Source organism: Polynucleobacter asymbioticus (genome assembly GCF_018687575.1).
Lineage (GTDB): Bacteria > Pseudomonadota > Gammaproteobacteria > Burkholderiales > Burkholderiaceae > Polynucleobacter > Polynucleobacter asymbioticus_C.
On record NZ_CP061297.1, the window covers coordinates 68,209 to 84,331 of the forward strand.

The 16,123-nt window shown below is 47.0% G+C and carries 13 protein-coding genes; 5 read left to right on the forward strand and 8 right to left on the reverse strand.

From position 1 onward, the window contains the following. Positions 1–10: 10 nt before the first annotated feature. Both hemB and yihA read right to left on the reverse strand, forming a co-directional pair. Positions 11–1,030 (reverse strand): porphobilinogen synthase, encoded by a 1,020-nt coding sequence (hemB, locus tag AOC19_RS00420; protein WP_215376444.1) that lies wholly within the window; start codon positions 1,028–1,030, stop codon positions 11–13. After that, complete coding sequence (gene yihA / locus AOC19_RS00425; RefSeq protein WP_215376446.1) at positions 1,014–1,679, reverse strand: ribosome biogenesis GTP-binding protein YihA/YsxC; 666 nt, start codon at positions 1,677–1,679, stop codon at positions 1,014–1,016. Before yihA ends, hemB begins: the two co-directional genes overlap by 17 nt. Positions 1,680–1,793: 114 nt before the next feature. Here yihA and AOC19_RS00430 point away from each other — a divergent pair, with 114 nt between their 5' ends. Further along, the gene (locus AOC19_RS00430) at positions 1,794–2,528 is read left to right on the forward strand and encodes a c-type cytochrome (protein WP_215376448.1); all 735 of its coding nucleotides are present in this window, start codon (positions 1,794–1,796) and stop codon (positions 2,526–2,528) included. A gap of 90 nt (positions 2,529–2,618) precedes the next feature. On the opposite strand, the gene lysA is transcribed toward AOC19_RS00430, so the two are convergent. Next, positions 2,619–3,917 (reverse strand): diaminopimelate decarboxylase, encoded by a 1,299-nt coding sequence (gene lysA / locus AOC19_RS00435; protein WP_215376450.1) that lies wholly within the window; start codon positions 3,915–3,917, stop codon positions 2,619–2,621. Further along, positions 3,914–4,105: an LPS translocon maturation chaperone LptM gene (lptM, locus tag AOC19_RS09370; RefSeq protein ID WP_215376453.1), complete on the reverse strand. Its 192-nt coding sequence runs from the start codon at positions 4,103–4,105 to the stop codon at positions 3,914–3,916. The genes lysA and lptM overlap by 4 nt, the downstream gene beginning before the upstream one ends. A gap of 2 nt (positions 4,106–4,107) precedes the next feature. On the opposite strand from lptM, the gene cyaY reads away from it, so the two are divergent. After that, positions 4,108–4,536 carry an iron donor protein CyaY gene (gene cyaY / locus AOC19_RS00445; RefSeq protein WP_251368034.1) on the forward strand — a complete coding sequence of 143 codons (429 nt, stop codon included), beginning with the start codon at positions 4,108–4,110 and terminating at the stop codon, positions 4,534–4,536. Between the two features lie 19 nt (positions 4,537–4,555). Here cyaY and aroB read toward each other — a convergent pair whose 3' ends face one another. The 4 genes from aroB to AOC19_RS00465 are packed head-to-tail and all read right to left on the reverse strand — an operon-like array spanning position 4,556 to position 7,982. After that, positions 4,556–5,638, reverse strand: a complete 1,083-nt coding sequence (gene aroB, locus AOC19_RS00450; protein WP_215376455.1) for a 3-dehydroquinate synthase — start codon at positions 5,636–5,638, stop codon at positions 4,556–4,558. An 8-nt stretch (positions 5,639–5,646) separates the two neighbouring features. Further along, positions 5,647–6,171, reverse strand: coding sequence for a shikimate kinase (locus AOC19_RS00455; RefSeq protein ID WP_285896593.1), 525 nt, complete (start codon positions 6,169–6,171; stop codon positions 5,647–5,649). A 12-nt stretch (positions 6,172–6,183) separates the two neighbouring features. After that, entirely contained in the window at positions 6,184–7,287 is a 1,104-nt protein-coding gene (locus tag AOC19_RS00460; protein ID WP_251368035.1) for a secretin and TonB N-terminal domain-containing protein, read from the reverse strand. A gap of 14 nt (positions 7,288–7,301) precedes the next feature. Beyond that, positions 7,302–7,982 carry a hypothetical protein gene (locus AOC19_RS00465; protein ID WP_215376457.1) on the reverse strand — a complete coding sequence of 227 codons (681 nt, stop codon included), beginning with the start codon at positions 7,980–7,982 and terminating at the stop codon, positions 7,302–7,304. 140 nt (positions 7,983–8,122) lie between these two features. Between AOC19_RS00465 and AOC19_RS00470 the strand changes: the two genes are divergently transcribed. From AOC19_RS00470 to AOC19_RS00480, 3 genes are all read left to right on the forward strand, one after another. Then, positions 8,123–10,459, forward strand: coding sequence for a penicillin-binding protein 1A (locus AOC19_RS00470; protein WP_215376459.1), 2,337 nt, complete (start codon positions 8,123–8,125; stop codon positions 10,457–10,459). Positions 10,460–10,471: 12 nt separating this feature from the next. After that, complete coding sequence (locus AOC19_RS00475; protein ID WP_215376461.1) at positions 10,472–11,176, forward strand: transposase; 705 nt, start codon at positions 10,472–10,474, stop codon at positions 11,174–11,176. A gap of 194 nt (positions 11,177–11,370) precedes the next feature. After that, positions 11,371–16,116: a glutamate synthase-related protein gene (locus AOC19_RS00480; protein ID WP_215376463.1), complete on the forward strand. Its 4,746-nt coding sequence runs from the start codon at positions 11,371–11,373 to the stop codon at positions 16,114–16,116. The last annotated feature ends 7 nt before the right edge of the window (positions 16,117–16,123 follow it).

Below are 16,123 nucleotides of genomic sequence, written 5' to 3' on the forward strand. Positions count from 1 at the left end.
ACCATCAAATTTATTTACTTGCCTTGAGAAGGCGTGCAGCTTCGAGTGCGAAGTAAGTCAAGATACCATCGGCACCGGCACGTTTAAATGCGAGCAATGACTCCATCATCACCGCATCATGATCAAGCCAACCATTTTGTGCAGCAGCTTTCAGCATGGCATATTCACCACTGACTTGATAGGCATAAGTGGGGTAGTTAAATTCATCACGCACCCTACGAACAATGTCCAGGTAAGGCATGCCAGGCTTGACCATCACCATATCAGCACCCTCGCCGATATCAAGTACAACCTCCCTCAAAGCCTCATCAGTATTGGCGCAATCCATTTGATACGTTTTTTTATCAGCCTTACCTAGATTTTTTGCTGAACCTACTGCATCACGAAACGGACCATAAAAAGCTGACGCATATTTAGCCGAGTAAGCCATGATGCGAGTGTGAATGAGTTTCTTCTGCTCTAGCGCTTCACGAATTTTTCCGATGCGACCATCCATCATGTCTGATGGCGCAACAATATCAACACCAGCTTCAGCCTGAGCAACAGCTTGTTGCACCAAGATAGCCGTAGTCTCATCATTCAGAATACGACCTTGCTCATCTAAGACACCATCTTGACCATGACTTGTGTAAGGGTCAAGTGCAACATCCGTCATGATGCCCAAGTTAGGAAAGCGATTCTTCAGTTCGCGTACTGCAGTTGGAATTAATCCCTTGGGATTAAAAGCTTCTTTACCATCAGGTGTTTTTAGTGATGCATCGATTACCGGGAAGAGTGCCATCACCGGAATGCCTAATGCAACGCACTCTTCGGCAACGTTAAAAAGTAAATCGAGAGATACGCGATTGACTCCAGGCATCGAAGCAACGGCTTGAGATTGATTCTTACCCTCAAGCAAGAAGACTGGATAGATTAGATCGCTCGAGCTGAGATGATTTTCTTGCATCAGGCGACGGGACCACTCATCACGTCGCATGCGACGAGGGCGGTGCGCCGGAAAGTTCAATAAAGAGTTAGCTTGTGATTTCATCTTCTTGAGTCTCTGCTTCAAATAACCATTTAATAACAATATTGTCGGCCTCTTCAAGACCAATGCGCTTGGTGCTAGAGAATAATTGTGCCGTAAGTTTCTTGGATTCACCGTTGCCATCAGGCAATGCTGGATCGTATTGTTGTAGTTGCTTACGCACAGCCTCTAGAGCATGCTTGCATTCACTCTTATTGAGCTTGTCGCACTTGCTGAGCAAAATATGGATTGGTTTGCCGGTTGGTACAAACCACTGAATCATTTGCTCATCCAGATCGGTGATGCCGCGCCTGGAGTCCACAATCAAGACCATGCCTACCAACTGCTCTCGCTCCTGCAGATAATCGCTTAAAAGGGCATTCCAGTGGTATTTGGTCTCGTGGTTGACCGCCGCATAGCCATAGCCAGGCAAATCCACTAGATAGGCTAAAAGATCGTCTTTTGCAAAAAGCCCAAAATAGTTAATGTGCTGAGTACGACCTGGCGTTTTACTCGCAAAAGCAAGGCGTTTTTGGTTACAAAGGACGTTAATTGCGCTAGATTTGCCCGCATTTGAGCGCCCAGCAAAGGCCACCTCTCGGAGCGGGGTGGCAGGAAGGCAATGGGTGTCATTGACTGTGGTCGCAAATCGGGCTTGAAAGAGTTTAGACATGTCTAGAAGCTATTGTAAAATCACGCCAAATCATGAAATATCTCATGGTGTTGGGTAAAAGGTTGTAAAAGTAGGGCCCAAACACTTTTAGGAATTTTTGCCAAGGTAAACATAATGCGTCAAACCTCTCAAATCTCCAAATTAACTAGCGTAAGCGCTAGCCTAGCCGCCAGCTTCTTTCTGGCAATTACCAGCTTCTCTAGCGTGGTTAGTGCTGCAGATCCTGCGCCTGCCGCTGCTCCGATGGCTGAAGCCGCAGCAAAGCCGGCAGTTCCAGGTAAGCCTAAGGTCGATCTGGCTGTTGGTGAAGCCCTTTATTCAAGTGGCGATGCTAGCCGCGGTGTAACTGCCTGCCTTACATGTCATGGTCCTAAGGGTCAAAGTGCAACCCCAGCTTGGCCTAAGCTCGCTGGGCAGCATGCCGCTTACATCACCAAGCAACTGAAAAATTACAAAGACGGTACCCGAGCTAACCCAATCATGATGGGTATGGCCGCCACCTTAACTGAGCAAGATATGAATAATATTTCTGCTTATCTGGCTAGTCAGCGTGCATCCCAAGGCGTTGCCCAGAACAAAGACACAATTGAGCTAGGTCAAAGCATTTACCGTGGCGGTATTGCAGCCAAAGGTGTTCCAGCATGTGCAGGATGTCATAGCCCAACTGGCGCCGGCATCCCATCACAGTATCCACGTATGGGTGGTCAATGGGCTGATTACAACGCAGCTCAGTTGCTAGCTTTCCGCGAAGGCACTCGTAAAAATAGTACACAGATGACTACGATTGCAACTAAGCTTTCTGATCAAGAAATGAAAGCCGTTGCTGATTACATGGCAGGCTTGCATTAATTTACGTTAGTAGGAAACAAAAACCCCGCTGATGTAGCGGGGTTTTTTATTGCCCAGAATTCACCAAGCTCAATAAATTATGCATTGAATTTAGTTTGGCAAGACAGTTTCACTCGCAAAGAGGTCGCCAACATTCTCACGCGCACGTATGACGTATGCATTTTTTCCATCAACCATAATTTCCGCAGGCTTTGGTCTGGTGTTGTAATTCGATGCCATGACAAAACCATATGCACCCGCTGACAGAATGGCGAGTAGATCACCCTCTTCAACGGCAAGCTCACGATCTCTTCCGAGCCAGTCACCAGATTCACATACGGGCCCAACGATGTCATAAGTAGAGCTTGCAACATTCTTGCTTTGGACTGGAACGATGCCGTGATAAGCCTCGTAGAGGGCTGGACGCATCAGCTCAGTCATTGCTGCATCCACAATACAAAAGTTTTTCTCAGCACCGGGTTTGAGATACTCCACTTGGGTCAACAGCACGCCAGCATTACCTACTAGGGATCTGCCAGGTTCTAACACCACATCGAGATGCGCAAAGCCGCGCTCAGCAACGCGATTGAGCAAGGTGTTGGTGAACTCAGTAATATCGGGCGGGTTATCGTCGCCATAGGAGATACCAAGACCACCACCCAAATCGAGATGATGAATCTCGATACCTTCTTTTTTCAATTGAGCCACTAGCTCGAGTACTTTATCGAGCGCATCTAGATAGGGCGCAGTCGTTGTGATTTGTGAGCCAATATGACAGTCAATACCAACCACATCAATTTGTGACAGTAGTGCGGCTTCACGATATGTTTTTAGAACCTCGTGATAAGCGATACCAAATTTATTCCCTTTTAATCCAGTAGAAATATAAGGGTGGGTTTGTGCATCAACATCGGGATTCACACGTAAAGAAATTGGCGCGCGGCAATTCAGCTTAGTAGCGACGCGATTAATTTGATGCAGTTCTGCAATCGATTCTACGTTGATACATTTAACGCCAGCTTCTAATGCCTGCGCAATTTCGGGGGCGGATTTACCAACACCTGCGAATACCAAGCTCTTTGGATCTGCGCCAACTGCAAGAGCACGAGCTAATTCTCCGCCACTCACTAAGTCAAAGCCAGAGCCTAATTTTTTAAAACAGTCGATCACCGCTAAATTGCTATTAGCCTTCATCGCATAGTGGACGCGAGCACGTCTTTTGCCGGAAGAATCTACACAAGCTTTGTCATAGGCCTGATAAGCCTCGGCCAATGCTTTTTTGCTATAGACATACAAGGGCGTGCCAAATTCTTTTGCCAAATCTGACAAAGGAATTTCTTCTGCATACCAAGTGCCATTGCGTTCTGTAAATCCAGCTAAGTCGGGGGGTGGAATCGCTTTACTTGTCATTGCTTGGTCGATATTGGGTTAGTAGCAGCTGGGCTTTGGGGTGGATAGAGCTTACCTTTGGGTTCTGGCTCAGAGGGAGGGCTGGGTGCTGGTGGCACATTTGGCAGATATAAAGGCCCTCTAACCCCACATCCAACAAGGGATATTAGAAGGCTAATGCCGAGAGTTCTTTTAAGAATCGCTATCATGAATGTCTCTAAAACGAATGATTGAATATAGCATGCAGGACTCTAATATGAAGCCAGGCAATTTAACGGTGGAAACCATTGATGACAAGCAATTCCATCAGCTGGGCAGTAATTTATTGCAGTCAATAGAAGTGGCCTTGGAAGCTGCAGACGATACGCTGGATCTAGATCTCGATGTAGAGCGTCAGGGTGGTAATGTCATCAACATCCGATTTAGGGATCGCAGTGTCATTGTGGTCAATACACAGCCACCATTGCATGAAATCTGGGTAGCTGCGAAATCTGGCGGCTATCACTATCGCTGGGCTGGTACTGTTGCCTCCCCGTTATGGCTGGATACTAAAACTGGGCGCGAGCTCTTGGGTGACCTGTCAGAGTTTGCTAGCGCTCAATCTGGGCAGACAATTACTATTGGTCTGCTGCAGAAATAGCATCCAATATCATGCGAAATTAAACTGCCCCAGTGGCAGTTAGGGTCTCGATGACCTGAGCATCAGGAACGCTTTGAATTTGTGCCTTGCCAATCTTTTCTAAGACGACATATCGAATCTGACCGCCCTCAGTCTTTTTGTCGACTTGCATTAATTCCATATAGCGCTGTGCGCCAAATTTTGGGGGCGCAATCGGCAGATTCATAGCCTGAATAATTTGAGTCAGGCGATTGACTTCATCCTGAGTGATGAAGTTCAGGCGTCGTGAAAGGTCTGCACCCATCACCATCCCGCAGCCAACAGCCTCACCATGTAACCATTCGCCGTAACCCATGCCAGCTTCTATTGCATGACCAAAGGTATGTCCGAAATTCAGCGTGGCACGAATGCCACCTTCTCTTTCATCTGCTGACACAACGGCTGATTTAATTTCACAAGAGCGCAGCACTGCATGTGCCATTGCCTCTGTATCGCAGGCTAGCAATGCCTTTGCATTTGCTTCTATCCAGTTTAAGAACTCAGCGTCTGCAATGGCACCATGTTTAACCACTTCAGCCAGGCCTGCAGAAAGCTCGCGGGCAGGCAATGTCTTTAAGGTATTCAGGTCGGCAATGACCGCTGCTGGCTGATGAAACGCCCCAATCATATTTTTTCCGAGCGGGTGATTAATGCCTGTCTTACCGCCGACAGAAGAGTCCACTTGAGCCAATAGGGTTGTTGGCACTTGAATGAAGCGAATGCCGCGCATAAAGCTGGCAGCAGCAAAGCCAGTCATATCGCCAATGACACCTCCACCCAAGGCTACCAACATAGTTTGACGATCTGCGCCAAATTTGAGAAGGTCATCAAATATCAACTGGAGATTTTTCCAGTCCTTATAAGACTCTCCATCAGGCAAAACAATGGTTCTGACGGGCTTACCGAGTTTTTCTAAAGTCTGGGTGAGGCGTGCTGCATATAAAGGGGCAACAGTCGTATTGCTCACAATATAAATCGATGTCGCTTTTTCACAGGCGCTAAATAATTGTGGTTGATCGATTAAATCCGTACCAATATGAATGGGGTAGCTGCGATTGCCTAGATCAACTTCTAATGTTTTCATGGATAAATTTATGCGGAGAGTTCGAGTTGCATGATTAAGGTGTTGACCAACTGATTGACGCTGGGCTTTCCAGTCTCAATCACATAGTCAGCAATTTCGCGATAGAGTGGATCGCGGATAGCATAGAGATTTTCTAAAATCTTTTTGGCGTCGCCATTTTTAAGGAGTGGTCGACCTTCGCCGCCTTTAGTGCGGTGCCACAGCTCCATAGGATTAGCATGGAGATAAATTACGGTTCCTCTTTCACTGAGAAATTGTCGATTCTCCGGAAGCAGTACAGCACCGCCACCGGTTGCCAAGATGACATCAGGTTCTGCGGTAATGTCTTTGATGGCCTGAGCTTCACGTTTGCGAAACCCATCCTCACCTTCCATTTCAAAAATGACTGGGATTTTGACTCCACAACGATCTTCAATCACATGGTCCGCATCTAAAAAGCGACGACCCAATTTCTTGGCCAGCAATTTGCCGACGGTCGACTTCCCAGCGCCCATGAGGCCAATGAGGAAGATATTGTTGGATGAAGAGTTCACCCTTTGATTTTATTAGTGTTTGTCCAGTACGGTGGGGGTTAAGAAGACTAATAGTTCCGTTTTATCCGCTAACTTCGATTTATGCCGAAATAAATACCCAATTAACGGAATATCTCCTAGGAGTGGAACTTTGACCTCATCATCACGCTCGGTAGTTTGAAAGATGCCCCCAATGATGGCTGTTCCCCCATTTTCAACCGTCACTTCAGAGCTGAGGTTTTTGGTGTCAATCGCATAGCCCTGCTCTGTTTTCATACCAATAGTGTCTTTATTGATGCCTACCAGCATGGAGATCATTCCGTCTGGATGAATTTTGGGCAAGACCTCTAGGCGCAAATTAGCCTTACGAAACTGCAATTTGCTCCCGCTTTGAGAGCTCACTTGATACGGCAACTCGGTTCCTTGCTCAATCGTGGCTTTCACCTGATCGCCAGTCATGATGCGGGGGTTGGATAGGATCTTGCCCTGACCATCGGATTCTAGGGCTGAGAGCTCAATCTGTAAAAGACGGGCCGCATTCTTCGAAATCAGGGTTGCAGCTAAGGTAGCTGGGTTAAAGCCGGCTAAGCCAGTTCCTGCAAGATCCAGGTTGGTGCTTGCGTTTTGGCCTGGCTGCTTGCCAATGTCATTGACCTGGTATCCCAGCTTCACGCCGAGTTCACGGGCAAAGCGCTGGTCAGCTTCAACAATGCGGGCTTCTATCAGAATCTGGCGAGGGCTATTAATATGGTCGCCTCCAAATGGCAGGGCAGCATCCTCCCGCCTAAATTTTTGGAAACTTTGAATTTCTGCGTGAGGCCCAATCCAGTAGATATCGCCATTTCGGACTAGTCGCAACCCTCGGCTAGCTAAGATCGAGTGAAGGGCGGTTTGCCAAGGAGTGTCCTTGAGGTCAACCGAAATCTTGCCCTGAATAGATTCACTAAGAAGAAAGTTGGTATCCCCCATTTTGGCTAAAACCTGCAAAAGCTCAGTTATTTCAATTTGGCTAAATTGCAGGCTAATGCGACTATCTTTGGGTTTGCTGGATGCGCTAATTTCGGGCTGATTTCCGAATGCTGGGCTGAGTAAGAAAACCAGGATTATCAGCGCCAAGCTGGGAGAGAATTTTGGCAAGATCGTTATCACTGTCACTCCGATTGGGTGGATTTAAAAGGAATGGATTTGCCTTTGGGATGGGTCAAGATAGCCAGCTCTTTTGCTGCCTGAGTCAGGCGCCACTCGCCTAGGGCCAGATCCCCATTGCCAACCATTCTGGTGGTCTTGCCGGTATGAAAAAAGGCCTGTTCCGTAGATCCCATTCGGGTGACGCCTAGATATCTCCAGCGACGAAGTTCTGCCTCATGGGGAATGGCTATAGACTTGATTTGGGTGGTCTGAATTGGCGGCTTTAGCTCTAATGAGTGAATGCTTACTTCTATTTCATCTATTAACTCATATAGATCTTCCTGCTCAGACTGCCATTCGCTTTGGGAGAATTCAAATTCTTCTTTGAGGGTTAATAGTTGATTTTGTAGGGCGATTATTTCCACCTCAACCCCTGGTTTACTGAGACCAAAATAAAAAAAGAGGGTGCCGCCGCAGATACATGAAATGACAAAAAGGATCCAAATTGGATTGAAGTTAAGTTTGTTTAGCTCAAAGGATTTGGCCAAAAAAGCGGGTTTTGGAGCCTTGGCTTGGGGTGATGGATCAACCCTGGGTGGGTTGGATGTTTTGCGAATTCCATGGGGGTCTGGAATGGCGGGGTCATCTCCCAACTCACTCAGAATGTCGTCAAACGATTGGGGGGAGATATGGCGTGGAGGCATGCCATATTGTTCGCCCTGGGGATAGTAAAAACGATCAGGAAAAGCAGAATTTAGTGTCAGAGTAATCTGCCAAAAAATATTTCAAACAAGGGTATTGGAGCTTTAAGGAAAAGTACGTAAGCACCCTATAATTTGACTCTATGGCTCTACCCCCAAAAGACAAGCCGCCACTAAACCGGCGGTTTAACCGACAGCCTGATAGACGTCTCGGTCAGCCAAGAGCGGACCATTTCTCGTCCAGAAAATCAGGAAGTAATCCCCTGATTAAGGCGCTGCTGATTATCAGCATGGTCTTTGCGGTGGTGATTACCTTGTTGCTGGGATACGCCTTCTTAATAGCAAAACCGAATTTGCCGAAGATCTCGGCATTGGTTGATTACAACCCGAAAACACCGTTGCGGATTTACACGGCTGATAAGGTGCTGATTGGCGAGTTTGGAGAAGAGCGCCGCAAGGTGATTCCTTTAAATGAAATACCCATGAGCATGCGTAACGCAGTTTTGGCTATCGAAGATGATCGCTTTTACTCTCATGGTGGGGTCGATTACGTCGGCATCCTGAGGGCTACGCTCACCAATTTACGTGGCAACCTCTCCCAAGGTGCATCCACCATCACCATGCAGGTTGCTCGCAACTTCTTCCTGAGTAATGAGAAGACTTTCAGTCGCAAGATTTATGAGGTGCTCCTGTCTTGGGAAATTGAGTCTCAACTAAGTAAAGATAAGATTCTGGAGATCTACATGAATCAGATCTTCTTGGGTCAGAGGGCATATGGATTTTCGAGTGCGGCCCAGATCTACTTCGGTAAAGAATTGAAGGACATCACGATTGCAGAGTCAGCGATGTTAGCCGGCTTACCAAAAGCGCCATCCGCTTATAACCCTGTCAGTAATTTCCGTCGCGCAAAAATTCGCCAGGAATATATCTTGCAGCGTATGCGGGATTTGTCTTACATCACACCCGAGCAGTATCAAATTGCCATGGCGGAAGAGCTGCATATTCGAGGCCTTGGAAATGAATTTAGTACTCGCGCTGATTTTGCTGCAGAGATGGTACGTCAATTGTTGTTTACCCAATACGGTGAAGCAATTTATTCTCAGGGGATAGATGTCTACACCACGATCTTGAAGGCAGATCAGGAAGCCGCCTACAGGGCAGTGCGTCGCGGTATTTTTGAATATGATTTGCGTCACGCCTATCGTGGACCAGAAGGATTTATTGATTTACCAGAAGACACAGTGAAGCGTCAGCGGGCAATTGATGAAGCTTTATTAGCTTATCCTCAGTTAGATGATTTGCAGTCTGGGGTTGTGCTCGATGTCAAGCCAAAAGAAATGCAAGTGATGATTTCTACTGGAGATACCATCACACTCAAGGGTGAGGGCATGAAGCTTGCTGCGGCCTCTTTAACTGACAGTACTCAACCTAAAAAACGTTTACGTCCTGGTGCGATTGTGAGATTGCTTTCGGATGGCGGCATTTGGAAACTGGCGCAATTGCCACAAGTTGAAGCAGCTTTTGTCTCTATGAATGCCGAGACAGGCGCGATTCTCTCCTTGGTGGGTGGCTTTGATTTCCGCCGCAATCAATTTAATCATGTGACTCAAGCACAACGTCAACCAGGCTCATCATTTAAGCCATTTATTTATGCTGCTGGAATTGAAAAAGGCTTTTCTCCAAGCACAATGGTGAATGATGCCCCGCTATCGATTGGTAGCATGGAAACTGGAAGTAAAGCTTGGGAACCAAAGAACTATGATGGTAAGTACGAGGGCATGATGCGTTTGCGTACTGCTTTAGCTAAATCAAAAAATTTGGTATCGGTACGATTAATTCGCGCTATTGGCCCATCTTACGCACAAGAATATATTCAACGTTTTGGATTTGAGGCAGAGAAGCATCCTCCTTACTTAACAATGGCTTTGGGTGCAGGCTCTGTGACACCTTTGCAAATGGCGTCGGCTTATAGTGTGTTTGCCAATGGAGGCTATCGCGTAGATCCATTCTTAATTAATAAGATGACGGATTCAAAAGGTGTTGTTCTTTTTGAAGCGAAGCCTACACGTGCGGGTGAGGATGCTACCCGAGTACTAGATGCTAGAACTGCTTTTGTGATGGATAGCATGTTGCAAGAGGTTACAAAAACTGGCACGGCTGGAAGTGCGAGAGCGAAATTAGGCCGCAGTGATATTGCAGGTAAAACAGGTACAACCAATGACTCACATGATGCTTGGTTCGCAGGATATAACCCGAAGGTGGTAGCTATTGCATGGATTGGTTTTGATAAGCCGGCAAGTTTAGGTGATCGTGAAACTGGTGGCGGGCTTGCTCTGCCGATGTGGACCTCTTACATGAGTACTGCGTTAAAAGATCAACCGCAACAAGGGCGCGAAGTGCCTGCTGGTGTGACCCAAGTTGATGGCGATTGGTTTATCCCCGAGTTCTCTAGTAATGGCGGTGTGCGCGAACTGCAGTAGTTCGTATTAGCAATGGCAAGGCAAGCGCGCACCATTATTCCTGGCCAAGCAATGCATGTCATGGTTCGTGGCAATAATCGGGAAACACTCTTTTTTAATGATGCTGATCGCTGCATCTATTTAGATTGGCTGCGAGAGGCGGCAAAACAATTTGGCAGTTCGGTACACGCATTCGCCTTGATGCCAAATCATGTTCATCTCTTAATGACCCCCCAAAATGCAGATTCGCTTGCAAAGACCATGCAGTCTTTAGGCAGGCGTTATGCCCAGTATTTCAATCAACAGCACAAGCGCTCGGGAACGATTTGGGAAGGGCGCTATCGCTCTTCACTAATAGACCCAGATTATTTTTTACGTTGCCAGCGCTATATAGAGCTTAATCCCGTGAGGGCCGGCTTTGAATCGAGCCCCCAGGATTCCACTTGGACGAGCTTTGCTTCCCACATTGGCGGCAATGCAGAACCTTGGTTGGTGGATCACCAACACTTTTGGAGGCTAGGTAATACACCATTTGAGCGACAAATGACTTGGGCAGGATTTGTGAAAGAGGGGGCGCCACATTGGGAGGATCGCCAAATTACCGATGCCCTAGTTAGGTCTAAGCCGTGGGTGAGCGACATGTATGCCCAAAAGTTATTTAAGGACAATCCTGATCAGGTATTAATCCGTCATCGCGGGCGCCCAAAGAAATTAAATGCAACGAATTCAATAAGTTAGGCAGTTTTCTGGCGGATTAGTTTTTAGCCTTACCGACTTGAATCTATGACTCTGTCCCCTTAATAGAGGTTCAATTTGCTGGCGACCTCATTTAAATGGGACAGACTCATTTTATTTCTATTGCATCAGCATGGGTATTCCCCTATATTTGATCCTCCAAAAGTAATCAAGCCCTAGGGGCCAACGGAAATACCATGACTACACAAATGAATACAGACCTTCGTCCAATTGCACAAGGTCTATACGACCCACAAAATGAGCACGATGCTTGCGGCGTAGGATTCGTCGCTCACATCAAGGGCAAGAAGTCACATGAGATTGTTGCTCAAGGATTGAAAATTCTTGAGAACTTAGATCACCGGGGCGCAGTTGGTGCTGACCCATTGATGGGTGACGGTGCAGGAATATTGATTCAGGTTCCCGATACTTTGTATCGCGAAGAGATGGCTAAGCAAGGCATTGAGCTACCTCCATTCGGTGAGTACGGTGTTGGTATGATTTTCTTGCCTAAAGAGCACGCCTCTCGCTTGGCTTGCGAACAAGAGTTAGAGCGCACGGTCCGCTTGGAAGGCCAAGTGGTTTTAGGTTGGAGAGATGTGCCGATTGATGTGAAGTTGCCGATGTCTCCAACCGTTCAAATGACAGAGCCATTTATTCGTCAAATTTTTATTGGACGTGGCCGCGACATCATGACAACCGATGCGCTTGAGCGTAAGTTATATGTGATTCGTAAAACTGCAAGCCATGCAATTCAAGACTTACATTTAAAGCATGGCAAAGAATATTTTGTAGCATCGATGTCTGCTCGCACCATTGTTTATAAGGGTTTGCTGTTAGCGAATCAGGTAGGCGCGTACTACAAAGATTTGCAAGATCCACGCACAGTATCTGCCTTAGCATTAGTGCATCAACGCTTCTCTACCAATACATTCCCAGCTTGGGAATTAGCTCATCCATATCGCATGATCGCGCACAACGGAGAGATTAATACTGTTAAAGGCAACGTGAACTGGGTGAATGCACGTGAAGGTGCAATCAGCTCACCAGTGTTGGGTGATGATCTCAAAAAATTATGGCCACTGATCTATCCAGGTCAATCTGACACCGCATGTTTTGATAACTGCTTAGAGTTGTTGGTAATGTCGGGTTACCCATTGGCACAAGCCATGATGATGATGATTCCAGAAGCGTGGGAACAGCACTCATTGATGGATGAAAATCGCCGCGCATTCTATGAATATCATGCAGCAATGATGGAGCCATGGGATGGTCCAGCAGCAATGGCATTTACTGATGGCCGCCAGATTGGCGCTACTTTGGATCGCAATGGATTGCGCCCAGCACGTTACTACGTAACTGAAGATGACTTAGTCATCATGGGTTCTGAGGCCGGTGTACTACCAATTCCAGAGAGCAAGATCGTTCAAAAATGGCGCTTGCAGCCAGGCAAGATGTTCATGATTGATATGGAGCAGGGTCGCATTATTGATGACGTTGAATTAAAGGATGCCGTCTCTAAAGCAAAGCCTTATAAGAGCTGGATTGATGCAGTGCGCGTGAAGCTTGATGAAGTTGATGCAAGTAAGGATGACTTGGTTGATGAAAAAACCACGATTCGTCCAGCAGCCAAATTGTTAGATCGTCAGCAGGCTTTTGGTTACACCCAAGAAGATATTAAGTACCTCATGGCACCAATGGCTATGAATGGTGAAGAAGCAATTGGATCGATGGGTAACGATAGCCCATTGGCCGTACTCTCTAATAAAAATAAGCCTCTCTATAACTACTTCAAGCAGTTGTTTGCGCAGGTGACCAATCCTCCGATTGACTCTATCCGTGAAAACATGGTGATGTCTTTGGTGTCTTTCATTGGACCAAAGCCAAACTTGTTGGACACCAACAATATCAACCCACCAATGCGCTTGGAAGTGAGTCAGCCGATATTAGATTTTGATGATATGACCAAGATTCGTCATATCGGTCATTACACCAACGGTAAGTTCCGCTCATATGAGTTGGATATTTGCTACCCAGCGTCTTGGGGCAAAGCAGGTATTGAAGCTCGCTTAGCGTCCTTGTGCGCAGAAGCAGCAGATGCCGTTCGCTCTGGTTACAACATCTTGATCGTCAGCGATCGTCAGGTTGATGAGCAGCACGTAGCCATTCCCGCGTTGTTGGCGACTTCTGCAATACATCAGCACCTAGTAGAAAAAGGTTTGCGTACTAGCGTTGGCCTGGTTGTTGAAACAGGTAGCGCGCGTGAGACCCATCACTTTGCACTTTTAGCTGGCTATGGCGCTGAAGCAGTTCATCCTTATTTAGCAATGGAAACTTTGGCTGAAATGGCCAAAGGTTTATCGGGTGATCTGTCAGCAGAAAAAGCGGTTAAGAATTTTGTCAAAGCAGTTGGTAAGGGCTTGCAAAAAGTGATGTCCAAAATGGGTATCTCTACTTACATGTCTTACACCGGCTCACAGATTTTTGAGGCGATTGGTTTAAATAAAGACGTCATCGATCATTACTTCAAAGGTACGCCATCTAACGTGGGTGGCATTGGCGTATTTGAAGTGGCTGAAGAAGCTTTGCGCATGCACCAGTCTGCATTTAGTAATGACCCAGTATTGACCAATATGCTCGAAGCGGGTGGTGAGTATGCATTCCGTATTCGCGGTGAAGATCATATGTGGACTCCAGATACGATTGCGAAGTTGCAGCACTCCACTCGCATTGGTGTAGAGAAGGGCTATCAAACCTATAAAGAGTACGCCAATCTCATCAATGACCAAACCAAACGTCAGATGACATTGCGCGGCTTGTTTGAGTTCAAGATTGATCCATCTAAAGCGATTCCATTAGATGAAGTCGAGTCCGCAAAAGAAATCGTGAAGCGTTTTGCAACGGGCGCGATGTCTTTGGGCTCTATTTCTACTGAAGCCCATGCTACTTTGGCCATTGCTATGAACCGTATTGGCGGTAAGTCTAATACGGGTGAGGGCGGTGAAGATCCAAATCGTTATGTGAATGAACTTAAAGGCATTCCAATCAAGAAGGGTGAAACCTTAGCCAGCATTTTGGGTGATGATGTTGTTGAAGCAAATATTCCTTTGCTCGATGGCGACTCATTGCGCTCCAGAATTAAGCAGGTTGCATCAGGTCGTTTCGGTGTTACTACTGAGTACCTACGTTCTGCTGATCAGATTCAGATTAAGATGGCCCAAGGTGCTAAGCCTGGTGAAGGCGGTCAGTTGCCAGGCGGCAAAGTTTCTGATTACATCGGTAAGCTACGCTTCTCCGTGCCGGGCGTTGGTTTGATTTCTCCTCCTCCGCACCACGATATTTATTCGATTGAAGATATTGCCCAGTTGATTCACGATCTGAAGAACGTGAATCCAGCTGCTGACGTATCTGTGAAGCTGGTATCTGAAGTCGGTGTTGGTACGATTGCAGCCGGTGTTGCCAAGGCGAAAGCAGATCACGTCGTGATTGCTGGCCATGACGGCGGTACAGGGGCATCACCACTGTCTTCTATTAAGCATGCTGGTTCCCCATGGGAATTGGGCTTGGCTGAAACCCAACAAACATTAGTGCTCAATGGTTTGCGTAGTCGTATTCGTGTGCAAGCTGATGGCCAAATGAAAACGGGTCGTGACGTCGTGATTGGTGCCTTGTTAGGTGCTGACGAGTTTGGTTTTGCAACTGCACCATTGGTTGTTGAGGGTTGCATCATGATGCGTAAGTGTCATTTGAATACCTGCCCGGTTGGTGTTGCTACACAAGACCCTGAGTTGCGTAAAAAGTTCTCTGGTAAGCCAGAACATGTCGTGAACTTCTTCTTCTTTATTGCTGAAGAAGTGCGCGAGATCATGGCGCAACTCGGCATTCGTAAGTTTGATGATTTGATTGGTCGTGTTGATCTCTTAGATACCCGTAAGGGCATTGAAAACTGGAAAGTACATGGCTTAGACTTCAGTAAGATTTTTGCTGAGCCAGCAGTGGCTAAAGATGTGCCGCGTTATCAGGTCCTGACTCAAGATCACGGTTTAGACAGTGCGCTAGATAAGGTTCTGATTGAGAAGAGTGAGCCTGCACTGCAGCGTGGTGAGAAAGTCTCATTCATTGTTCCAGTGAAAAACGTGAATCGTACTGTTGGTGCAATGCTCTCCGGAGAAATCGCTCAGCGTTACGGTCATGCTGGTTTGCCTGATGACACGATTCATATTCAATTAAATGGCACTGCTGGTCAAAGTTTCGCCGCCTTCTTGGCTCGCGGTATCACCTTGGACTTAGTTGGTGATGGCAATGACTACGTCGGTAAGGGCTTATCTGGTGGACGCGTGATTGTGCGTGCTCCACATGAGTTCCGTGGCGACACAGCAAAGAACATTATTGTTGGTAACACTGTTCTCTACGGTGCAATCGGCGGTGAAGCATTCTTCAACGGCGTTGCTGGTGAGCGTTTCGCAGTTCGTAACTCTGGCGCTACAACTGTTGTTGAAGGTACAGGCGATCACGGTTGTGAGTATATGACTGGTGGCACGGTAGTGGTCTTGGGCGCAACTGGCCGTAACTTTGCGGCAGGTATGAGCGGCGGTATCGCTTATGTTTATGACGAAGATGGTCTCTTTGAGAAGCGTTGCAATACCAGCATGGCGACTTTAGAAAAAGTACTACCTTCCGCTGAGCAGATTGCCAAGATGCCTCAATCACAGTGGCATGCCCCTGTTGATGTGAAGGATGGTGGCGAGCGTATGACGGATGAGCAAATTCTGAAAAGCTTGATCGAGCGTCATTTCCGTCACACAGGTTCAGAGCGTGCAAAAGCACTCTTGGCTGATTGGGAAAATGCCCGCGGTCGTTTTGTGAAGGTCCTACCTACTGAGTACAAGCGTGCTCTAGGCGAGTTATGGGAAAAAGCGCAAAACAAAACTGTAGCTGCGTAAGTTGCTT